Source organism: Rossellomorea sp. DA94 (genome assembly GCF_029834455.1).
GTDB lineage: Bacteria > Bacillota > Bacilli > Bacillales > Bacillaceae_B > Rossellomorea > Rossellomorea vietnamensis.
In genome coordinates this window covers 3812451-3835097 of the sequence record NZ_CP122397.1, presented here as the reverse complement: position 1 = coordinate 3835097, position 22647 = coordinate 3812451, and the positions used below count along the sequence as shown (strand labels likewise).

General features: G+C 45.6%; 25 protein-coding genes. 12 read left to right on the top strand and 13 right to left on the bottom strand.

The window, feature by feature from the left end:
• Positions 1-28 precede the first annotated feature (28 nt).
• Together P8596_RS19980 and P8596_RS19975 are read right to left on the bottom strand one after the other, a co-directional pair.
• A complete protein-coding gene (locus tag P8596_RS19980) occupies positions 29-673 on the bottom strand; it encodes an SDR family oxidoreductase (protein ID WP_279724806.1) in 645 nt (214 codons plus the stop codon).
• 184 nt (positions 674-857) lie between these two features.
• Complete coding sequence (locus P8596_RS19975) at positions 858-1856, bottom strand: NAD(P)/FAD-dependent oxidoreductase (protein WP_034763982.1); 999 nt, start codon at positions 1854-1856, stop codon at positions 858-860.
• A 486-nt stretch (positions 1857-2342) separates the two neighbouring features.
• Here P8596_RS19975 and P8596_RS19970 point away from each other — a divergent pair, with 486 nt between their 5' ends.
• The 6 genes from P8596_RS19970 to P8596_RS19950 all read left to right on the top strand — a co-directional run bounded on the left by P8596_RS19970 (position 2343) and on the right by P8596_RS19950 (position 7435).
• Positions 2343-3560: an NAD(P)/FAD-dependent oxidoreductase gene (locus P8596_RS19970; RefSeq protein ID WP_034763985.1), complete on the top strand. Its 1218-nt coding sequence runs from the start codon at positions 2343-2345 to the stop codon at positions 3558-3560.
• A gap of 80 nt (positions 3561-3640) precedes the next feature.
• The gene (locus P8596_RS19965; RefSeq protein ID WP_279724804.1) at positions 3641-4123 is read left to right on the top strand and encodes an NUDIX hydrolase; all 483 of its coding nucleotides are present in this window, start codon (positions 3641-3643) and stop codon (positions 4121-4123) included.
• Positions 4124-4281: 158 nt separating this feature from the next.
• Positions 4282-4407, top strand: coding sequence for a YuiA family protein (locus P8596_RS23860; RefSeq protein WP_159362729.1), 126 nt, complete (start codon positions 4282-4284; stop codon positions 4405-4407).
• Between the two features lie 211 nt (positions 4408-4618).
• Positions 4619-4936, top strand: coding sequence for a YuiB family protein (locus tag P8596_RS19960; protein WP_034763779.1), 318 nt, complete (start codon positions 4619-4621; stop codon positions 4934-4936).
• Between the two features lie 761 nt (positions 4937-5697).
• The gene (locus tag P8596_RS19955; protein ID WP_224522052.1) at positions 5698-6402 is read left to right on the top strand and encodes a stationary phase survival protein SpsC; all 705 of its coding nucleotides are present in this window, start codon (positions 5698-5700) and stop codon (positions 6400-6402) included.
• A gap of 142 nt (positions 6403-6544) precedes the next feature.
• Positions 6545-7435: a fructose bisphosphate aldolase gene (locus P8596_RS19950; protein ID WP_224522053.1), complete on the top strand. Its 891-nt coding sequence runs from the start codon at positions 6545-6547 to the stop codon at positions 7433-7435.
• A gap of 76 nt (positions 7436-7511) precedes the next feature.
• Here P8596_RS19950 and P8596_RS19945 read toward each other — a convergent pair whose 3' ends face one another.
• Positions 7512-8297 carry an ABC transporter substrate-binding protein gene (locus tag P8596_RS19945; RefSeq protein WP_224522054.1) on the bottom strand — a complete coding sequence of 262 codons (786 nt, stop codon included), beginning with the start codon at positions 8295-8297 and terminating at the stop codon, positions 7512-7514.
• Positions 8298-8307: 10 nt separating this feature from the next.
• Positions 8308-8787, bottom strand: coding sequence for a divergent PAP2 family protein (locus P8596_RS19940; RefSeq protein ID WP_034763787.1), 480 nt, complete (start codon positions 8785-8787; stop codon positions 8308-8310).
• Between the two features lie 157 nt (positions 8788-8944).
• On the opposite strand from P8596_RS19940, the gene P8596_RS19935 reads away from it, so the two are divergent.
• Positions 8945-10450, top strand: coding sequence for a leucyl aminopeptidase (locus P8596_RS19935; RefSeq protein WP_224522055.1), 1506 nt, complete (start codon positions 8945-8947; stop codon positions 10448-10450).
• Between the two features lie 412 nt (positions 10451-10862).
• Entirely contained in the window at positions 10863-12179 is a 1317-nt protein-coding gene (locus P8596_RS19930; protein ID WP_229597354.1) for a Na+/H+ antiporter family protein, read from the top strand.
• Between the two features lie 57 nt (positions 12180-12236).
• Here P8596_RS19930 and P8596_RS19925 read toward each other — a convergent pair whose 3' ends face one another.
• Complete coding sequence (locus P8596_RS19925; protein ID WP_159362727.1) at positions 12237-12623, bottom strand: YuzC family spore coat inner layer protein; 387 nt, start codon at positions 12621-12623, stop codon at positions 12237-12239.
• Between the two features lie 164 nt (positions 12624-12787).
• Here P8596_RS19925 and P8596_RS19920 point away from each other — a divergent pair, with 164 nt between their 5' ends.
• The gene (locus P8596_RS19920) at positions 12788-13171 is read left to right on the top strand and encodes a PaaI family thioesterase (RefSeq protein ID WP_034763794.1); all 384 of its coding nucleotides are present in this window, start codon (positions 12788-12790) and stop codon (positions 13169-13171) included.
• Positions 13172-13247: 76 nt separating this feature from the next.
• Entirely contained in the window at positions 13248-13616 is a 369-nt protein-coding gene (locus P8596_RS19915; protein ID WP_224522057.1) for a DUF2188 domain-containing protein, read from the top strand.
• A gap of 54 nt (positions 13617-13670) precedes the next feature.
• Here P8596_RS19915 and mnhG read toward each other — a convergent pair whose 3' ends face one another.
• Genes mnhG through P8596_RS19880 form a run of 7 tightly spaced genes read right to left on the bottom strand, consistent with a single transcriptional unit; the run spans position 13671 to position 19435 of the window.
• Positions 13671-14033 (bottom strand): monovalent cation/H(+) antiporter subunit G, encoded by a 363-nt coding sequence (gene mnhG / locus P8596_RS19910; protein WP_224522058.1) that lies wholly within the window; start codon positions 14031-14033, stop codon positions 13671-13673.
• On the bottom strand, positions 14017-14301 hold the full coding sequence (locus tag P8596_RS19905) for a Na(+)/H(+) antiporter subunit F1 (protein ID WP_034763802.1): 285 nt from the start codon (positions 14299-14301) through the stop codon (positions 14017-14019). The genes mnhG and P8596_RS19905 overlap by 17 nt, the downstream gene beginning before the upstream one ends.
• Positions 14301-14777, bottom strand: a complete 477-nt coding sequence (locus tag P8596_RS19900; protein WP_224522059.1) for a Na+/H+ antiporter subunit E — start codon at positions 14775-14777, stop codon at positions 14301-14303. Before P8596_RS19900 ends, P8596_RS19905 begins: the two co-directional genes overlap by 1 nt.
• A 6-nt stretch (positions 14778-14783) precedes the next feature.
• Complete coding sequence (locus P8596_RS19895; RefSeq protein ID WP_279724802.1) at positions 14784-16265, bottom strand: Na+/H+ antiporter subunit D; 1482 nt, start codon at positions 16263-16265, stop codon at positions 14784-14786.
• Positions 16258-16599 carry a Na(+)/H(+) antiporter subunit C gene (locus P8596_RS19890; protein WP_034763810.1) on the bottom strand — a complete coding sequence of 114 codons (342 nt, stop codon included), beginning with the start codon at positions 16597-16599 and terminating at the stop codon, positions 16258-16260. The genes P8596_RS19895 and P8596_RS19890 overlap by 8 nt, the downstream gene beginning before the upstream one ends.
• On the bottom strand, positions 16599-17033 hold the full coding sequence (locus tag P8596_RS19885) for a Na(+)/H(+) antiporter subunit B (protein ID WP_098439208.1): 435 nt from the start codon (positions 17031-17033) through the stop codon (positions 16599-16601). Before P8596_RS19885 ends, P8596_RS19890 begins: the two co-directional genes overlap by 1 nt.
• Positions 17030-19435 carry a Na+/H+ antiporter subunit A gene (locus P8596_RS19880; protein ID WP_279724800.1) on the bottom strand — a complete coding sequence of 802 codons (2406 nt, stop codon included), beginning with the start codon at positions 19433-19435 and terminating at the stop codon, positions 17030-17032. Before P8596_RS19880 ends, P8596_RS19885 begins: the two co-directional genes overlap by 4 nt.
• A gap of 301 nt (positions 19436-19736) precedes the next feature.
• On the opposite strand from P8596_RS19880, the gene P8596_RS19875 reads away from it, so the two are divergent.
• Entirely contained in the window at positions 19737-19994 is a 258-nt protein-coding gene (locus tag P8596_RS19875; protein ID WP_224522063.1) for a hypothetical protein, read from the top strand.
• A gap of 164 nt (positions 19995-20158) precedes the next feature.
• Positions 20159-20734: a DUF5366 family protein gene (locus P8596_RS19870; protein WP_034763820.1), complete on the top strand. Its 576-nt coding sequence runs from the start codon at positions 20159-20161 to the stop codon at positions 20732-20734.
• 49 nt (positions 20735-20783) lie between these two features.
• On the opposite strand, the gene P8596_RS19865 is transcribed toward P8596_RS19870, so the two are convergent.
• Positions 20784-22631 (bottom strand): transglycosylase domain-containing protein, encoded by a 1848-nt coding sequence (locus tag P8596_RS19865; protein WP_279724798.1) that lies wholly within the window; start codon positions 22629-22631, stop codon positions 20784-20786.
• Positions 22632-22647 lie beyond the last annotated feature (16 nt).

Below are 22647 nucleotides of genomic sequence, written 5' to 3'. Positions count from 1 at the left end.
AAAATTGAGGTCCGTCCCTTTTTCAAGCTTAATGTATGTTTTTAAGTGCTTCTTCTACAGGTGTGTCACCGCTTAAGATTTCGAATACTTTGTGGTTGGTTTCTTCGATGGTTAAAGAGCCCACAAGTACCTTCGCGACATCTGCACGGGGAATGTCACGACTTTTATCCGAGATGCTTGTCGCTGCTTCGATCTTTCCGGTTGCATCATCGAATGAAAGGGATCCGGGGCGTACGATGGTATAGTTCAATCCGCTCTCTTTCAAGTGGGCATCGGCAGCACCCTTGGCTTTTAAATAGAATTGCAATTCATCCGGTCCGCTTGAAGGATTATCGGCCCCCATGGAGCTGAGCATCACAAAACGCTCGATTCCCATCTTCTTCGCATAATCCACTGCTTTCTTAGCACCCTCTTGGTCGATGGCTAACGTCTTGTCATCCCCTGTCGATCCACCACTGCCGGCTGCAAAAATGACGGCATTCACATTTTCAAGGGCATACGAGAAATCCTGCTCAAGATCTGCAACGATCGGTCTTGCTTCCAAGTCTTCCATTTCCTTCGCTTGTTCTGTTTTTCGGATCATGGCTCTCGCGAAATGCTGACTGCTATTTGAAAGCTCTTTTAATATATGGCGGCCAGTGCTGCCGTTTGCTCCAATAACTAACACATTCATTTTACACATCATCCTTTATCTGAAATTTTTTGTCCTACTATTGGTCTACCCATTCAGAATGAAAATAAACAAGGGAGTGGGCGTGGATAATGAAAGAACAGAATGGTTGGAAGGAAGTTGTGATCGCAAACTCTACTATCAATAAAAAAAGCCCAGGATGCGATATCCTGAGCCTTGAATGGTATTAATCCGTAAACATGGACGTACTGTGCATCGGCTGCACCCTTGCTTTTGGATCCATATACGCTTTGGCATTGTTGACGGCTGTCGGGGCCTCACCGAATCCACTTGCAATGAGTTTGACTTTCCCATCATACGTACTGATATCACCGGCTGCATAAATGCCCGGGATATTCGTTTCCATTCTGGAATTGACCACGATTGAATTCTTTTCGATTTCCAGACCCCAATCTTTGATCGGGCCGAGGGAGGAGACAAATCCGAAATTGACAATCAATTCATCAAGGTCGATGATTTCCTTTTCGTCGCCTTTCGTTTCCTCCAGTACGAGCTGATTGATCTTCTCTTCATCGACGACCAACTCGGATGGGACGTATGGTGTTTTCAGTTCAACCGTGGAGTTGTGTAAATTCTCCACGCTGTGCTCATGAGCCCTGAATTTATCACGTCTATGGACGAGATAAACCTTTTCTGCGACCGGCTCAAGCATAAGCGCCCAGTCAACAGCAGAGTCCCCGCCGCCGCAAATGACCACTTTCTTCCCTCTGAAATGCTCGAGGTTATCGACAAAGTAATGAAGGTTTTTTCCTTCAAATTCAGACGCATGTTCGAGTTCCAGGCGGCGTGGCTGGAAGGCGCCGTTTCCTGCCGTGATGATGATCGTTCTGGAAAAGTGGACTTCTTTATCGGTGGTGAGCTTGAACATGCCGTCAGCCTGTTTTTCTACACCTTCCACGGCCTGCTCCAGACAGATCGTCGTTTCGAATTTCGCCATTTGTTCTTTTAAATTATTGACGAGGTCCTGGGCCTTCACTTTAGGAAAACCGGCAACGTCATATATGTATTTCTCAGGATAAAGAGTAGCAAGCTGCCCCCCGAGTTGTGGTAAACTTTCGATGATCTTGACAGATGCTTTTCTCATGCCGCCATAGAACGCTGTAAACAGCCCCGTTGGACCGCCGCCTATGATCGTAATATCATACACTTTTTGATCTTCCTTCAACTTGATCCCTCCAACCATTTAGATATGCTTCTTTTACCTTTATTCTATCACACAGCTTTTGATTATTCCCAATGATAGAAGACGCAGGTTCAGATAAATCAGACTTATCTATGAAAGAGACTACGACTTTTGATTGATTAAACCGGCATTTTTTAAATATTCTTAAGAATTTAATTTCCTATATATATCTTGAAAATGCGAGGCAAAAAGAATATTATGTAATGTAGACATATTGTTAAGAATTTATGACAATTTTCGCATAACTATGGAGTAGTTCGTGAAATATGTCACATACTTTTGTTCTCATATTTTTATACACTATTTCCTTTTTCAATAAGGAAAAAAACATCGCGTTTGATTTGTTTTAGCTTCCTTTTTATAGGGAAAAAGATAATAGTATCAGATTGAACGGGATAAAAACGCATAATGTGGAGGACTCTAAGAGTATCCAAAGCAAATTTATCAAAAAAGGTGGATGTGATTCAGTTGAGAAAGCCAAGAATCGTTGTATTAGGTGCAGGTTATGGTGGATTAATGACGGTAACCCGTCTTCAAAAGCAACTCGGAACAAATGAAGCAGAAATTATTTTAATTAATAAGAACGATTATCACTATGAAACCACTTGGTTACACGAAGCTTCCGCAGGTACGCTTCATCACGACCGTGTGCGCTACGACGTGAAAGATGTTGTCAACACGAGCAAAGTGAACTTCCTGCAAGCGACTGTTGAAGATATCAAAGTGGAAGAGAAGAAAGTCATCACGGGTGAAGGCGAAGTAGAATTCGATTACCTGGTAGTGGCTCTTGGTGCAGAATCCGAGACATTCGGAATTCAAGGCCTTCATGAACATGCATTCATGATTTCGAACATCAACTCTGCCCGTCAAATCCGTGAGCACATTGAATTGCAATTTGCTACGTATAAGAACGAAGGAGAATTGAACGATGAACGCTTGACCATCGTTGTAGGTGGAGCAGGGTTCACTGGTATCGAATTCCTCGGAGAACTGGGTAACCGTGTTCCTGAGCTTTGCCATGAATATGATATCGACCGTAAGAAAGTGCGCATCGTATGTGTGGAAGCTGCACCGATGATCCTTCCTGGATTCGATCCGGAGCTAGTGAAATACGCACGTGCCAAGCTTGAGAAAAAAGGCGTGGAATTCCATATCGGAACTCCACTGAAAGAAGCAAAGGCAGACAGCGTACTCATCTCCAAAGGTGAAGATGAAGTCGAAGAAATCAAAGCTGGTACGATTGTATGGGCTGCAGGTGTTCGTGGTAACTCCATCATCGAAAGAGCTGGAATCGAAAACATGCGTGCCCGCGTGAAAATCAACCGTGATCTTCGCGCGCCTGGACATGACAATATCTTCATCATCGGTGACTGTTCACTGATGATCAATGAAGAAACGGATCGTCCATACCCGCCGACTGCACAGATCGCTATGCAGCAAGGGGAAGTATGTGCCCGTAACATCGCATCTTTACTGCACGGTAAAGAGGATCTGGAATTATTCACTCCGGACATCAAAGGTACCGTATGTTCACTTGGTGAAGATGATGCGATCGGTGTCGTCTACGGTAAGAAAATCACCGGTACGAAAGCTTCCTTCATGAAGAAGGTTGTCGACAACCGTGCTCTTTACATGGTTGGTGGACCATCACTAGTGTTCAAAAAAGGTAAATTCAAGTTCTTTTAAGCCCTAAGGATTATGTATGAAAGCAGAGTGGATTCCACTCTGCTTTTTATTATGGGAGAATATAGACGGAGGTGCTTACAATGAAAAGGGGTAAGGTGTGGCTGGCCGTTGCAGGTCTGGTCATGGATGAGGATGGGAAATGGCTCGTGGTCAAAAAGAAATACAGCGGATTGAAAGGGATGTGGTCCCTGCCTGCAGGATTTGTGAACGCCGGGGAAACCGTCGACGAAGCAGTCATAAGAGAAGTGAAGGAAGAAACGGGATTACATACAACCATTAAAGGGATCATCGGCGTAAGGTCGGGGGTCATCCAGAATGATATCAGCGACAACATGATGATCTTTTTACTGGAGAATGAGGGAATTTCTTCTATTAAAAAAGAAGAAGCTGAGTTGTGGGATGTCCAGTGGAAATCACCCCAGGAACTTTTGGCAGATGAGAAGACATCCGTGATGGTGCATGAGATGATCAAACGAATGAGTTCCATGCAGAAGTTGAATCTGATCGAGGGCATCAATCCCGGTGACCAATTCGCCTACACACAATACCATTTATTTTTATAAAATTCTGTAAATTTTAAGAAAGAAAGAGATAATGAAAGAAAAACACAAATGTATTCGCTTTCTTAAAGGTACATCCCCTTTAACGTCCCTTTTCTTTATTTCGGATAGATGATATATTATCAGAAAATTAAGAAATTAAAGAAAAGGGAGAGGGAAAAATGAGAGCTACTGCGAATGCTAAAACGAAATACTGTCTTTATTGTTCAGGAAAAGGATACTTTCAGTTAGTATTGGGTGGTTCTGAAACGTGTCCGTGCTGCGGAGGCAGCGGGAAACAGAAATAACCCCTAAAGGATAGAGGATGAGAGCAGACCGAACGAAGGTGGATACTTCCCTTGTGGAGTATGGAAGCCGGTGTTGGGTCTGTTTTTTATGTCTGGAAGATAAATAAGTTTATTTTGTGAATAAGTGACAAATCTTTCCCTGAAAATATTGACGCTTACATTTCACTCGGGGTACACTATTCTTTAGTGTTATGGAGGTGTAATTGCTAAAATGCCTATACATGTAATGATTATATCGATGCTTCTATTTTTTGTTCTATTTTTCGGAATAGGATTTTTGTTAAATATGTTACTGCGCATGACATGGATCATGGCCATCATTTATCCGATTGTCGTTATTTTTATCGTGGACGAAGTTCGTTTTATAGATTACTTCCGAAATGCAGGGGAATCTTTTTCAGAACTAGGGACCAGACTCAGCCACTTGGCTGTAGCCGATCTCGTGATTCTCGGAAGCGGCCTCGCAGGTGCCATCCTGTCCGGTATCGTCATGAGAATCCTAAGAGCAAAAGGATATCGAATGTTCTAACCACATCCGTTTAACCGGGAACCTAATTCCCAAGGTTGAACGGATTTTTATTTTGGACGAGTAAAAGTATCGTATCAAAAGCAAGTGGTTGGTTGAATTCCGCTCCAGGTGCTCGCTTTCCGCGGGGTTGGCGGTGAGCCTCCTCGGGCTAAAGCCCTGCGGGGTCTCACCTGTCCAGCGTTTCCCGCAGGAGTCGAGCACCTGCAGCGAGAGTCAACAGTCCATGCATACGTTTTTCACTTCAACAGATAAAATATAAACTGTCATTTCAATTCTAGTTTTGCTAATTATTTTCTCTAAAACAATTGCACCAGGTAGCACACACTCATGTCATAAATAAAAGTTTTTATGTGGTCAATTAGCCATTATACAGTCAGAATATGAAAGCACAGAGTGGATTGAAGCGGAGGGCACTTGACTCCTGCGGGAAATAGAGGAAAGGTCGAGACCCCACAGGGCGCAAGCCCGAGGAGGCTCGACTTCCTCCCCGCCGGAAAGCAAGTGCCTGCAGCGGAAAGGAACGGTCCCTGTTTTAAATAACAACTCATACAATAAAGCTCTTAAAAAGGTTTTATCTAAGTAAGTATTTTAGAAAACGGAACATACTAGTTGAAGTATAGAATCGCTTGTTTTTAAAGGAGTTTTTCACTAAAAGGAAAACCGAAATATTTTCCAAATATTACAACTATTCGATTTTTTTATCAATTTATGCATATATCTCCTCCCGAATGGGAAGTATGTAGGGTGGGAGGAGTGAATACATGAATCTGTTTAAAATTTGGACGAAGAGATTCGTTATGATCAGCTTATTTATCCTTGCACTCGGTACGACCTTTCAATCGGTGTCGGGGGTAGAGGCACAAACCTTTAAAACCTGGATGATGGACAAGGGTGACAGTGATCAAAAGAGTCTCCAAGACAAAGAGCATAAGACAAATCCATTGCATTTGTCATTCAAGTTTCTTAAAAGGTTTACAGGCTATGAGACAAAAGTGTCAGCCAGTGCATCTGCCAAACCTGCCACATTGGAAGAATCCATTGATTGGGATCAATATACGAAACATAAGGTTGTAGCGACCGGCTATACGGCCGGTGTTGAATCGACGGGGAAGGACCCTGGTCATCCCTTATACGGCATTACATATTCAGGAGTGAAAGTGAAGCGTGATCTGTACTCTACGATAGCAGCGGATATCTCCGTCTATCCAATCGGAACCATCCTGTTTATCCCTCACTATGGGTATGGGGTCGTTGCTGATACAGGGAGCGCAATCAAAGGAAATAAATTAGACCTTTATTATGAAACGGTGGACGACGTTTATAATGAATGGGGCAAACAGACACTGGAAGTCTATGTGGTCCAGATGGGTACGGGTGAGCTATCCGAAAAGGACTTGACAGACCTTAATGAGAACAAATCCATGCAGGTTTTCAGGCAGCAGATTTTATCACCTGAAAAAGAATAGAAAAGGGGCACGCAGTCAAACTGCGTGCTTTATTTATTGATGGCCCTGGACTAAAGGTAAGAACTAAGGTGCAATCCGTTTAACAACCGTGTAAATAGGGGAAAAAAGAAAGGGAGAAACGAAACCAAAAGGAGTGGAAGATATGAACAAAAGTCAATACGACAAAATGAAGAATGGAGAAGGCTTCATCGCAGCGCTTGATCAAAGCGGCGGCAGTACACCGAAGGCATTGGCAGGGTATGGAGTGCTAGAGGATTCTTATTCCAATGAAGATGAAATGTTTGATAAGGTCCATGAAATGCGGACGAGGATCATCACTTCCCCATCCTTCAGCCCCGACAGGATCCTCGGGGTCATTCTTTTTGAACAAACGATGGACCGGGAGATCGAAGGTAAATATACAGCGGACTACCTTGCAGACAAAGGCATCGTCCCTTTCCTGAAAGTGGATAAAGGTCTAGCGGAAGAGAAGAATGGTGTCCAGCTCATGAAACCGATCCCCGACTTGGATGAGACCCTTCGCCGTGCCACTGAACGGAAGATTTTCGGCACGAAAATGCGCTCAGTCATCCACGAACCGAACACGGGCGGCATCAAAGAAGTCGTCGATCAGCAGTTCGACTTTGGTAAACGCATCATCGCAGCCGGTTTGGTCCCGATCATCGAACCTGAAGTCAACATCCACAGTGAACAAAAGGAAAAATCTGAAGCCATTCTATGCGAGGAAATCCTGAAGCATTTGAATGAACTATCTGAAGAGGAAAACGTCATGCTGAAGCTGTCGATCCCGTCGAAAGCGAATGCGTATAAAGAATTGGTTGAACATCCACGTGTCGTGCGGGTCGTTGCCCTTTCAGGAGGCTACTCCCGTGATGAAGCTAACGTGAAGCTGAAAGAAAATGACGGAGTAATTGCAAGCTTCTCCCGGGCTTTGGCGGCCGACCTGAGTGCCAATCAATCCGATGAAGAGTTTGATGCTGCGTTGAAGAAGGCTGTTGATTCGATTTATGAGGCTTCAGTTCATAAGAACTGATAAGTTAATGAGAAGTCTTTACGAATAAGAAAAAAAGAACATGCCTGCTCGCTACTAAGTGAGCAGGCATGTTCTTTTATGTTTCATCATATAAATCGGGATGAAGCAACCGGGCAAGTTTCATGGCCCCTTTTAACAGAAGGGGGGATGGCCTGCAATAGAGGGCTTCTTCCAGGACGAAAATCCGGTCTTCCTGTACAGCGTCGAGTGTATCCCAATCAGGGCGGTTCTTTACGATCTCAGGCTTGACCCTGCTTTGCCTGACGCCGACCCATGCCAGGCAGATATAATCCGGATTTCGCTTCAATACGTCCTCCCAATCGGTTTGAACGCTTGCCAGGTCCACATCGTCAAAAAGGTTTCGTGCACCGACCATTGTGCTTAACTCGGTCAGCCAATTGACCCTTCCTGGAGTGAAGACGGGTTTCGGCCACCATTCCCAGTAAAGAGAGGGAGGATGTGAAACCTTTTCCCCGATCGTCTTTAAGCTTTCGACAGTATCGAGGAATTCCTTGCGGCGTTTGATGGCATGCTCCTCGATCCTACAGGCTTTTCCCACCGTCAGGAGATCATCCGCAATATCAGTGAAGCTCTGGGGGTTCAGCGTGATGTGTGGGATATTCCTCTTTTCGAGTTCTTCTATATTTTTCTCCATGCCTGGGACGCTTAAGGATGAAAACACCAGATCCGGCTTCAATGACTCCAGCTTATCCATATTAATCGATAGATCCGGTCCGAGCTGCGGAAGGGATTTTACCTCTGACGGATAGTCGGAGTAATCATCCACGCCTGCAAGAAGAGGTGTCAATCCCAGGTAATCGATGATTTCTGTATTACTGGGGCAAATGGATACGATTTTCATGATCACACTCCTAGACGATGAATAGATAATGAAGCAGAAGGGTCAGGATGATTCCTGAAAGTCCCCCGAAGAATACCTCAATCGGTTTGTGGCCGAGTAATTCCTTCAGCTCCTTGCGCTTCTCTTGTTCAGGTTTGTTCTGCCAGCCTTTAGCCTCTGACATGAATCTCTGGAAGTCCACCATCAATTGATTGAGAACGATCGCCTGTTCTCCTGCCTGCCTTCTTACACCCGTTGCATCAAACATCGTAATGATGGCAAACATGGCAGATACGGCGAAGATAGGGGAAGAGAGTCCCACCTCAAGGGCAACCCCGGTAGATAATGCCGTCACGGCCGCTGAATGGGAACTAGGCATCCCTCCTGTTGAGGTGATCAATGACCAGTTCCATTCCCTCGTCGCGATAAACTGTATGGGAACCTTTACAAACTGAGCAAAAAAGATCGAAAATAAAGACGCCCATAATGGAAAATTAAACAGTACTTCCATGCTGTGAAATGCCACCCCTTCAATAGTTTGAATAAAAATAATGTTCTCATTATACCATACCCCATCCACCCCTCGTATAACTTTGAGGAGCAGATTGTTAGAAAGTCGAAATAATTGGACATCTTCGCTATAATAGAGAATGGAGGTGTCTGTGAACATGAAATTTTCAATCAATCAAAATGAAGTAACCAATGCGAATGGAGAATGCCTGGTCGTAGGTATTTACAATCAGCCAACATTCGAAGGAGAGCTGAAAGAGCTCGATCATAAGTTTGAAGGCTATCTTACACAGCTTGTGAAGGATGGGGACATTTCTTCCAAGCACAAGAAAGTATCCAAGATACATACGTTTGGAAAACTTGACGCAAAAAGAATCGTATTCGTAGGACTTGGAAAACACAAAGAGCTGACATTCGATCTTTTAAAAGAATCATTGGGCTCTGCGTCCAAAACCTTAAAAAATATGAAAGTGTCCTCGTTTTCAGTCGCACTGGATACATTTGTTTCTGAGGAGATGGTGGCAACGGATGTGGCCCATGCCTTCATGGAAGCCTTTACGATGTCTACATATGAATTCGACGGTTATAAGAAAAAATCAAATGAACCGGAAGTACATGTAGAAGCGATCGAATTTTTTACAAAAGGAGATTCGAAGGAAGTCGAGACGGCTTTACACATTGGTTCTGCCTTCGGGAATGGAGTAAACTCAGCCCGTACACTGGTGAATACACCTGGTAATCTATTAACTTCTACAAAATTGGCAGAGTACGCTCTGGAATTGGCAGAAAGATACAGCTTTGAGGTGGAAATCCTCGACAAGGAAGAAATGGAGCACCTTGGAATGGGCGCACTTCTTGCCGTGAATCAGGGATCCGTGGAACCTCCGAAGATGATCGTCCTTAAGTACAACGGGAAAGAGGATTGGAAGGATGTCATCGGTTTAGTCGGAAAAGGGATCACGTTTGACACAGGCGGCTATTCCCTGAAGCCCAAAGATGGAATCGTCGGTATGAAAACCGATATGGGCGGTGCAGCTGCAGTACTCGGTGCCATGGAAATCATCGGTGAAATCAAACCGGAACAAAACGTCGTTGCCGTCATCCCGTCCACGGACAATATGGTGAGCGGCTCTGCATTCAAGCCTGACGATGTGATTACCTCCATGAGCGGTAAGACCATCGAAGTGTTGAACACGGACGCAGAGGGGCGTCTCGCGCTTGCTGACGGCATGACCTATGCAAAGCATCAAGGAGCCAACTATTTAGTGGACGTTGCAACCTTGACTGGTGGAGTCATCGTGGCTCTCGGTGAGGATAAAACTGGTGCCCTCACGAATCATGAAGCATTCTTCGAGCAGGTGCTGGAAGCTTCAGGGGAATCAGGTGAATTTATCTGGCGCCTTCCTTATACGGAAAATGATAAAAAGCGCGTCCGTGGAAGTGATATTGCCGATTTGAACAATTCACCGGGACGCGCCGGCCATGCCATCATGGGTGGAGCGTTCGTCGGTGAATTCGCCGAAGGCCTGCCTTGGGTACATTTGGACATCGCAGGGACGGCTACCACGAAAGGAAGCCATGATCTCGGTCCATCAGGTGCTACAGGCGTCATGGCAAGAACCCTTGCCTTACTGGTCGAACGTTTTGTACCGCTAGAAAAATAACGTCAGTTGCACGACGGAAGAGTCTTGTTTCAGTGCCGGAGATTTCAGGCGCTGGAAGGAGGCTCGTTTTTTTATGGAGGATTTGGTGAGATGTGTTTTCGGTGGGAGGGAATCCAGCCGATATGACGAAAGATCCGGCCGAATCGGAACCAAATCCAGCCGAAATATGAAAAAATCCAGCCAATTAACATATAATGGATCCCACACAGCCCTTGCCGGACCCTCCTCCACGCGCCATCACCACACACAAACCTATGAAAAAATTCCCGCTCCATCTTTCACCCTGCTAAAGTGTTGACAAACTCTCTTTATCTTGTTAAAGTTGAAATCGTGATTTTATTACTCTACCAATTTAGCGAATTAAAGCAACAGAACGATAACGATACATCAAGATATTAAGGAGGAAGCAGTTATGAACGCAGTTGTGATAGCGGTTCTTGTCATGCTCGTATTGAGCCTTGCGCGGGTGAACGTAGTATTCGCTCTGATTACTGGTGCGCTGGTCGGGGGACTGACGGGCGGACTGGGATTGGACGAGACGATATCCGTCTTTACAGAGGGAATAAGCGGTGGGGCGAGCATCGCGTTAAGTTATGCATTACTAGGGGGATTCGCCGTCGCGATTTCATATACGGGAATTCCGAATCTGCTCGTGGACTGGGTGTTAAAGGTCGTCGGGAAAAAAGGAGATTCAAGAAAGACAGCCCTTTCGAAAGCACTTATTGTCATTTCTATTTTAATCATGGCTTGTTTTTCTCAGAATGTGATTCCGATTCACATCGCTTTTATTCCGATTCTCATCCCGCCATTATTGAAGGTGATGACGGAGTTGCGTATCGATAGACGTTTGATCGCATCGGTGATTACGTTTGGATTGACGGCTCCGTATATTCTACTACCGGTAGGTTTTGGATTGCAATTCCATGAAATCATCGCTCAGAACATGGCATCAAGTGGAATGGAAATCAACATGGGCGATATTCCGAAAGCCATGCTTCTCCCTGTAGGAGGAATGGTGATCGGGTTACTGATTGCTGTGTTTGTGAGTTATCGCAAACCGAGGGATTACAATGAAGCGGAAGAAGTCGTTGCCGATGAAAAGGTTGTTTACAATAAAAGAGCGATGGTTTTCGCTCTCATTTCCATCGTAGTGGCCTTATACGTTCAGCTTCAGTTGGAATCGATGATCTTTGGGGCACTGGCAGGTATTGCCGTCCTGTATCTTTCAGGCTCGGTTAAATGGAAAGAAGCAGACGGATTGCTGAATGATGGAATGAAAATGATGGCCTTTATCGGCTTTGTCATGATCACGGCATCCGGATTTGCAGCAGTGGTAACGGAAACAGGAGATGTAGAAACATTGGTTAAGGCAACGGCTGATGTCATCGGCGGCAACCAGGCTTTGGCTGCCCTCATCATGCTTGTCGTCGGGCTACTGGTGACAATGGGGATCGGTTCTTCATTTGCCACCATTCCTATCATAGCAGCCATCTTCGTCCCACTTGCCATGGAGCTTGGATTCAGCCCTCTCGCAACGATTGCGATTGTCGGAACAGCAGGTGCCCTTGGTGACGCAGGGTCGCCGGCATCAGACAGTACGCTTGGACCGACGGCGGGACTGAATGCCGATGGACAGCATAACCACATTTGGGATACATGTGTCCCAACCTTTTTACACTATAATATTCCATTGATCCTGTTCGGTTGGATCGCAGCGATCATTTTATAAAGAAAAGAAGCGGGGGCTCCCTCGCTTCTTTTTTGATGCATCAGTAATCATTCCCCATCACATCCAACGAATAATCACGATTAAATGGCAGCAATCCACCTGTCCAAGCTTTTCGTCAAAGACGAGGCGGACGCCATCGGGATTGAACGATACAATCGGCTGTACCCTTGTACCAATGGTTTGAAGTAATTTATGTACTTCAGGTACGTTTGATTGCTGTGCTGCATTCATGAATTTCGAGGAGAAGTCTTTGGATGTGTTGATTTTCTGAAGCACTTTTTGGGCATCTCCCAGTAAGTTCAACGTTTTACCTGCCGAAGACATGAATGTTTTGGTTTCGACAGGAGGGTAGTTCCGATGATGGGAGGGAAAGGGTTGTGCCCTCGAGTGGATCGGTGAGTAGGGGCGTTGAACTGGTGGATAAAAAGGGTGGTACCGATACATAACAGAAAACCCCTTTCGTTAAAAATGCTCTAAGGATATGTATGAAACTGTTCAACGGATTATTCATGGATTAAACGCAGGACGGTTAGGGCAGGGAAAATAGAGGATTTTCAAGCACTTTCTCGAAAAGGTAGTAGAGAAGACTATGATATGGAGGAATTCACGTGAATACAGAGAATACATTGATCAGTGCGTTAGGGATTGAATTTGTAGAATTAGGAAAGGGGAAGGTCATTGCGACGATGCCGGTGAATGAACAGACGAGACAGCCGTTCGGCTTCCTTCATGGCGGGGCTTCGGTGGCACTTGCAGAAACGGTAGCGAGTGTAGGGGCGGTACAATTGATCGATCTGGATAAAGAAATATGCTTCGGCCTTGAAATCAATGCGAATCATATTAAAGCGAAGCGTGAAGGGATCGTCACGGCGACGGGAACGGTCATGCATCAGGGCAGGACCACCATGGTATGGGACATCAAACTTACAGATGAGGACGATCAATTGATCTGTGTATCGCGCTGCACGATGGCAGTGGTACCGAAACGCTGACCGTACACACCCTTATGTTTATTCAGTGAAAAAATGGGAAATCAATTACTAACCAATACATTAGGAGGCCATACAAATGAGTTGGACAAAAAATGATTATCCTGCTTCACTGAAGAACCTGCCAAGAGACGTACGGAACAAAGCCATTGAGATAGCCAATGCCCTCTTGGATGAAGGGTATGAAGAAGGAAGGGCCATTGCCATCGCCACTGACCGTGCCCATCAGTCTGAAGAAGGGAGTACACCGGATAAGACAGAATATCACGTCACCCCCCATGACGACGGCTGGCAGTTGAAGAAGGCCGACGGAAAGAGGGCCATCCTGGTTGAGAGTACAAAGGACAAACTCCTATCGAAAGCGAAAGATTATGTGACGGATCATTCCGGGACACTGGTTGTGCATAAACAGGATGGAAGCGTGGAAGATCACTTGTATCAGCGCTAGGAAATAGAAAAAGGCTTGACCCTTGATAAAATAGGGTCAAGCCTTTTTGCTTCCTCATTGACTGTTCTGACGCTCATATTGTTCTTTATCCTTTAAGTCATCCCTTACACTTTTGTCCCAAAGTTTGACGCCGGTATTATAGGCGGCACGCGAGATGAGGTGGCCGGAAACCGGCGCTGTGATAAAGATGAAGACGATGGCCAGGATCAGTCTTGAATTGAAATGACCATGCTCCAGGTAAAAGTAAAGAAAGGTGGCGAGCAGGATCGACATGACCCCGAGCGTCGCACTTTTAGAAGCAGCATGATTTCTCGTATATACATCAGGAAGTCTCAATACGCCGAAAGCCGTAACCAGGCTGAGAAATCCTCCAATGACTAAAAAGAATCCAATGAAAAATCTAATGATCTCGCTCACGTTCGATGATCTCCCCTTTCTCCAGGAACTTTGAAAAGGCGACGGTTCCGATGAAAGCAAGGATTCCGAGAAGCAGGATCACTTCTAGAAAAGCGTACGTATCGAGCATCATCGAAACGAGTGCAATGATGGCGATCAGGTTGATCCCGATCGCATCGAGTGCCACTACACGGTCAGGGATAGTTGGACCTTTCACCACTCGGTAAACGAGGCCGAGCATGGATATGGAGACGCATAATAACGTGATTTGAAAGATCAGATGTAACATTAGCGGCTCACCTCCATGATGGCTTTTTCAAAAGAATCCTTTATTTCGTTAATGGCTTCATCCACATCCGGCATATCGATGGCATGTACATAAAGAATCTTCTTGTCGTACGATACATCCATGACCAGCGTCCCGGGTGTCAGTGTGATCAAATTCGCCAAGAGCGTGATCTCCCAATCGGACTTTAATTCTGTCGGTAAAGCGAAGATGCCCGGCTGGAAGTCCAACTTCGGTTTCAAAACCGTTTTTAAAACCGAGATATTTGCCATGATCAGTTCCTTCAGGAAGAGGAAGAATAAACTGATCACGGCAGCCACCCGTAATAAATAAAACCGTGAGTTGAAAAATCTTCTGAATGCAAAGATAACAAGCAATCCTAGTAAAAAGCCAATAAAGAATGACTGAGAAGTAAAGGATACCGAAAGAAACATCCAGACAAAGGCCAGGAAAAAGTTTAATAATATTTGAAAAGCCATTCTACATTACTCCTTTAACACTGCGTCTATATAGAGATTCGGATTTACCAGTACTTCAGTTGCTTGTGAAAAGAGTGGACGCATCGCTTCTGCACCAAGGCCATAAACGACAGCCAGCACGACAAGTACAGCAGACGTCATCCATAAGTAACGGGCGTCTCCCTTTGATACTCCGTTATATTCCTTCGGAGTTCCCCATATGCCATTCAGGAAGATCTTGATGACAGAGTAGAGCACCAACAGACTGGATGCGAGGACGACTCCTGCCCCTACATAGGCTCCTGCGGCAAAGCTTCCCCGCACGATTAAGAATTTCCCGATAAAACCGCTTAAAGGCGGGATGCCGGCAAGGGAGAATGCGGCAACGAGGAATGTCCACCCGAGCCAAGGATAGTGCTTGATGAGTCCCCCCATTTTCTTCAAATTGGCCGTGCCTGTGATGGCAATCATGACGCCGACCAGAAGGAATAAAGCTGCCTTGATGATCATGTCATGAACGAGGTAATAAATGGCACCCTCCAGTGCTTCAGGGTTCATCGTCGATACTCCGAACAGAATCACACCGACAGCAATGACGATGTTATAAATGATGATCTTCTTAACATCCCAATAGGCTATGGCACCGATACAGCCGAGCACCATGGTTAGGATGGCGAGTATGCTCAGGATCTCATGAGTAAATCCGGTATAGTGATAGAAAAATAACGTGTATGTCCGGATAATCGAATAAACGCCTACCTTCGTAAGCAGGGCTCCGAACAGAGCGAGCACCGGTGTCGGTGGCGCATAGTAAGAGCCCGGCAGCCAGAAGTAAAGAGGAAAGATCGCACCTTTAAGGCCAAAGACCAATAGGAACAGGATAGCGATCGCCGTGATGATGCCAGGCTGATCCACTTCGGCGATTTTCCTTGAAATATCCGCCATATTCAGCGTTCCAACGACTGAATACAAGTAAGCAACGGTAATGACGAATAGTGCGGAGGAAATGACATTCACGAGAATGTATTTTATTCCTTCACGTAGCTGCGCCTTCGTTCCGCCGAGGACCAGCAGAACATACGAGCTCATGAGCATGACTTCGAAAAAGACGAATAGGTTGAAGATATCGCCTGTCGTGAAAGCCCCGTTCACTCCGACCAATAGGAACTGAACGACAGGATAATAGTAGAATCGCTCCCTGTCCACCCCGATCGACTTAAACGAGTAGAGAAGCACGATAAAGGCTATGATACTTGTCGTAGTCACAAGTAAGGCAGAGAGCATGTCGGAAACGAGAGTGATTCCAAAAGGAGCCTCCCAGCTTCCGAGATTCACCGTCTGGATTCCATCATGGTGAACCGTATTGATCAGAACGAGGGATGCTGCTACAGTTCCCAGTGTTGACAGGGCTGAAATCCCTCGTTGCAGCTTCACATATTTGCTGATAAACATTAAGATAATCGCCGTAAATAACGGGATTAGAATCGGTAGTATTAATAAGTTAGTCATTTCCTTCGTTACCTCTCATCTGATCCATATTATCCGTGCCAAGCTCCTGATATGCCCGATAAGCGAGAACGAGGAAGAAAGCTGTCACTCCAAAGCTGATTACGATTGCCGTCAGGATCAATGCCTGTGGCAAAGGATCGACATACGATTCAGCATGTTCCCCGAGAAGAGGGGCAGCTCCCCCTTTAAGGCCACTCACGGAAAGGATCAATAAATGGGCACCGTGGCTTAACAGGGCTGTCCCGATGATGATCCGGAGCAAGCTCTTGGATAACATTAAGTACACGGCGCTTGTAAATAGGATTCCGACGACGACGGCCATGATGATTTCCATTATTCGCTCACCCCAATCGTTTGAATGATGGTCATGGTGACCCCGATGACCACCAGATAGACGCCTGTATCAAAGAGAACCGCTGTGTGCAGCGATGTCTTCCCTAACAGGGGTAGGTAAAAATAATCGTACGCGTGGGTGAGGAACGGAACATCGAATAATAAAGCCCCCGCACCCGTGGCCACTGAAAAGAACAGGCCGATCGCCGTGATGATCTTGTAGTCCACCGGTAAGATGGTGGCGACGGTCTTGATGTCATAAGCGAGTAACAGTAATACAATGGCTCCCGACGTCATCAAACCCCCGATGAATCCTCCCCCCGGTGTGTAGTGACCCGAGAAGAAAAGGCGCAGCGAGAACAGGATGATGATGAATGCGACCACATTGGTGACGGTCTGCAGGATGACATCATTCGTTTTTACTTTTGTTTTCATCCTTCATCCCTCCTTGTAAGGCGCAATTTGATCATGGAGAATATGCCGAGTGCCGCAATCGCCAAGACGCAAATTTCAAACATCGTATCAAACCCACGGAAGTCTACGAGGATAACGTTGACCATGTTTTCCCCGCCGGCTTTATCATGGGTATTCTCAATATAATACTTCGAAATGGACTCAAACATTTTCGAACTGTAGGAAGAGATGGCAAATAATGCGACGACCACTCCGACCCCGATCGATATGAGTGCATTCCCTAATTTAAACCGCATGCGTTCTTCATGCCTGCTTAATTTAGGCAGGTGATAGAAGCAAAGTAAGAACAGGGCCACCGACACGGTTTCAATGACAAGCTGTGTCAGGGCCAGGTCCGGGGCGCGGAATAATACAAAGAATAGTGAAACGGTATATCCTGCAGCTCCAAGCGAAATGATGGACGTCAGTCGTGATTTCGCAAACAGGATCGTGACAGAACTGATGACAAGGAGAAGCGCGATGGCAATCTCATAGACTCCGACTGGAGCAACTTCTTCCAAATTGATGGCGAACGCCCCATTGAACCACATCGCAAACAATGATATGGCAATCAAGAAGGAGAAGATGTACACCAGATACGTACGGATAAACCCTGTCATATAGCCACTTGTAAAGTTTTGTGCGCCACGCTCACTCATGATGAGACCTCCATCATAGAAAGAATTCAGCGTGAAGCGCTCAGGGATCCATTTGTACACCTTTTTCCATGAAGGAAGGAGGAGATACAACAGGATACCGAATAGGATGACCCCGAATGTCATGAATAGCTCAGGTGTAAATCCATGCCAGAACGAAATATGTGTTTCTACCTCATGTCCCTCTTGGATCAGGCTTGGCGTGATGGCCTCCACTGCCGGTGCGATGATCCGCTCTGACAGGATATTCGGGAAGAAACCGAAGATGACCACGAGTGAAGCCAGGATGATCGGTGAGATCAACATTCCAAGTGGGGCTTCATGGGGTTTCTTTTCAAGCTTTTCCGGCTGATGCTTCCCGGTAAAGGTTTTGAAAACCAGGATCATGCTGTAAATGAACGTGAACACACTTCCGACCCACGCAAGGAGCGGGAAGAGCAAGCCGAATGTATCCAGGTTGAAAATATCCATTTCAAGGACCCTGACCATTCCAGTAAAGAACATCTCCTTGGAAAGGAACCCGTTGAACGGAGGGAGCCCTGCCATGGAGAATGCTCCGATGATGGCAATGGTGAACGTGATGGGCATGAAGTTCATCAGCCCGCCAAGTTTTCGGATATCCCGGGTACCCGTTTCATGATCAATGATCCCGACGACCATGAATAAACTTCCTTTGAAGGTCGCGTGGTTGATCAAATGGAATACAGCGGCAAGTGTTGCCACCATATAAATGTTATCATCAAGCTCTGTGTAGTGAAGAGCCGCCGCTCCCACTCCCAACAGGGACATGATGAGACCCAGTTGACTGACGGTGGAAAAGGCGAGGATTCCTTTCAGGTCCGTTTGTTTCACGGCGTTGAAAGAACCCCAGAATAAAGTGAAAATCCCGACGCCGCCGACGAGCCACAGCCATACGCTTGATTCTGCGAATACCGGGCTTAAGCGGGCGACAAGATAAATACCTGCTTTAACCATCGTGGCAGAGTGCAGATAGGCACTGACGGGTGTAGGTGCTTCCATGGCATCGGGCAGCCAGATGTGGAATGGGAACTGAGCTGATTTCGTGAAAGCTCCCAATAGTACCAGAAGCAAGGCAGGAAGGAAAAATGCCTGTGTCATAAGCTGATCAGCTTGTCCGACCAATTCCCTGATGCTGAAAGTCCCGCCCATGAGATATAAGAGCAGGAATCCTCCAAGCATGCTGAGTCCCCCGAATACCGTGATGAGCATGGATTTTTGTGCTCCGTATCTGGAACGTTCCCGGTGATACCAGTACCCGATCAATAAGAATGATGAAATGGAAGTGAATTCCCAGAACATATAAAGGACGATCAGGTTGTCGGAAAGGACAACGCCCAACATCGCTCCCATGAACATCATTAAGTACACATAAAAATTATGTAATTGCTCCTTCTTCTTGTCTAAGTAATAAATGGAGTAAAGGACAACCAGTGAACCGATCCCCGTGATGAGCATGGCGAACAGCAATCCAAGACCATCTACGTAAGCGGTGAAGTTGATCCCGAAGGAAGGCATCCACTCCAAGGTTTCCTTGACGGTATCCCCATTTCTTGTAATGGAGATGAATTGAAAAAAGTACGTGAATAAAGCTGCCGGCAATAATAGTACGAACCAGCCGGTATGTACATTCCGAAATGCTTTATATAGAAATGGAATAAGTATCGCAAATAAAAAAGGCGATACAATTGCCCAATGTAATAAAGTCATTTAAAACCCCCCTCTTATCATAATCGTTTATTCTCAACATGGTCTCATGTCAACCCTATACATCATTCGGCAACATTCTTCCTTACTCGACCGAAGCTGAACCCTAAAAAGCATTATAACGTAAAAAATAAATGCTTGCATTACTCAGCATCCCATACATATCACAACTTTCAAGAAGTATTAAATATGAAGATACGTGGAAATGCACGTGGAAAATTTGTTGGATTTTCTCCTCGAATTCCGACACTTCCAGAATAGTTTCGGTCAAATTGGAGAATCCTATCCATAAGGTGGTGAAGTTATGAAAAAGAAAACAGTAGCGGTTACGACCATATTTTTTGCTTTTTTTGGCTTTGCGTGGATGGTGGAAACCGAGGACCGATTTAATCGGGGGTTCATTGAGACAGAAGACCCGACGAGTATGAATATCAAACCGGTTCAATATGGTGAAACGGAAGAAGTGGAAGAGGAAATAACGAAAGAACCCGCACGCGGGAGACAACCATTTGGATCGAGGGAATATATCAGGGTGGTACCCCATTCTCATTCCCTTCAATGAAACGGCCCTTTCTTCCATAACAGAAGGGGCGTTTTTTTGTTTAATGTCCGACAGGGGTAGATAGGTATATAGTCATTGTCCCTTCTGTTTCTATACCCTTTTCAAGCTATCCATAAACGATTATGATGAGAGTGGATGAAGAATCGTTATGGGAGAGTTTCTAAGTGAAAAATACATACTTAACAAGTTATTTACCCCTTTTTTCGATACTATTGTTTAGTCTCACGTTTTCCGTTTATGGAGTGGGAGTCTTCGTGGACGTATTTAAAAAAATCGGTGTCTACCCGGGCATGAGGGAATTTTTATCCGATATACAGCTTAAGCTTGCCATTTTGATCCTGTTAATGGTCGCCTTCTTCATGGTGTTCGCGGCTTTAAAACTGATTGCGGAAACCATTAACGGGGTCTCCATGCTGTTTTTTGCCACGGATTCGGATGGGCAGTTGTATAATCTTGTCCGTACAGGCTCGATGATTTACTTCATCGGGGGCTTGGTGTCTGTGGTGAGCCTTAAGTCTTTTATAGGGCTTTTCATCATTTTTGCCCTAAGCTCACTCGCTTATTTTATCTACTTTGTGTATAAAATAAGTCCGTCCCTCTCGAAATGGGGGATCTTCGGAGTGGTGAGTTTGCAGGTATTCTCATGGTCTTCGTTATTTTTGACGATCTTCTTTGTTTTTTTGAAGCTCTATAACGGAGTGATGGCAAGCCTCCCGATTATGTCGAAGGTGAAATTATAATAGAAAAAGCGTCTTCAGCACATGCTGCAGACGCTTTTTTACTATAAAGTCATTCCATGATTTCCTGCCAGACTTTATGGCTTGGACGCTGGCGTTCGATTTCACTCATATCACGGGGGATATCATGGCCGACCCAAACGCCTGTCGTAAGGGTGTCGGTCAAACCCATCACCCAGTAATCATGATAGTTATTGGTCGTGCCGGTTTTGATCCCTACATATGGCTTGGATACATACGCGGCTCTTCCGGTTCCTGATGTCGCCCCTTCATTGAGCATTTTTCTTACTTTGGCAGTGGTGTCTGCCGACCAGACTTTCTTCGGGTCCTTTTTCCATTGATAAAGAATCTTTCCGTGACTGTCACTGACGGAAATGATGGCATGACTCTCCTGATAACGGCCGTCAATAAAAGAGGTATAGGCATCCGTCAATTCCAGGGGACTCATTCCATAAGTGAATCCGCCAATGGAAGAGGCGAAGGTTTTATCTTCTTTGATCACCCTTTCAAAGGAAAAAGGGGAGATGGATTGGAAGGCTTTATCTATGCCGACTTTTTCCATGAGACGAAGCGCCGAGCCGTTATAGGATTGTGCCAGGGATTGTTTCAATGTCACCGTACCGGGCTGGATTCCTCCATAGTTGATCGGACAATACTCGCCGACACAGTATTGATTGGCATTGACTTTGTCATTGATCCCGGCCTTGAATGTCTCTATATAGGGACCGTACACGAGCAGCGGTTTGATAACCGAACCGGGCTGCCTGAAGGCTTGAAACGCATGATTGAAATTATATTTCTGGTAGTCCCTGCCCCCGGAGAGGGCGACAATCATCCGGGACTTGTTGTCGATGGTGACGGTGGCACCCTGTAAGTCTTCACTCAGCTGATCATTCAAAGCCCGAACACTTTTTTGTTGAAGAGCTGGCTTCAACGCCGTTTGAATCCTGACACCTGAGGAAATCACGTCTTGAAATCGTTCCTCGAGCTTCCCGGTGATCCGATTCCTTTCCTCTTCAGAAGCCGCGTTCTCCAGTTCCAGCTTATAGCCTTCGTTTAGAGCGATCAGTTCCTTCAGCTCGTTTTCTACATAAAAGGCATAGTCGGGATAGAGGTCAGTCTTCTTGCGGACGTTCAGGGTGATCGGCATTTTCTTTAATGTCTCCGCTTCATCCTTCGATAACTTTGACGTGTTTACAAGAATATCGAGAAGACGCTCCTGACGAACCTTCGTTTGATCGAAGTGGTCAAGGGGATCATATTTACCTGGATTATTCGGGATCGAAGCGATGAACGCCATCTCCGCCTGGTTAAGTTCGGTGACACTTTTTTGAAAATAGTATTGGGAGGCTGTTTCAATCCCATATACTCCATTACTGAAGTAAATGACGTTCATATATAACTCAAGTATTTCATCCTTTGATAAGGATTGTTCAATTTCATGGGCATAAAACAACTCTGTCAGTTTACGATTATAGGTTTTCTCCTGTCCCAGATACAGGTTCCGGGCGAGCTGCTGGGTAATGGTGCTCCCGCCCTGCTGGATATGGGTGAACACCAGATTTTTCACGACGGCCCGGAGGATTGCGCCAGCATCGAAACCGACGTGTTCGTAAAAATGCTGATCTTCAGATGCGACCAGAATATCCTTTAGGAATGGGGGAATCTTCTCGTCCGGCACATATAGACGGTAAGGGCGGTTCACTTCTGAAAAGACCTTACCGTCCCCATCAAGGAGTAAGCTTGTACGATTCAGGTCGATGGAATCGGTACTCACGGCATGCTCCAACTCCTGTTGAAAGCTTTGTACCTTGTTCCATTCACCCGTCGCAAAAAATAACGTGGTGAAGAAGATGAGCATAAAACTAATCACCGTTATATAACCTGCAAAAACTCTCATATTTCACTCTACTTTT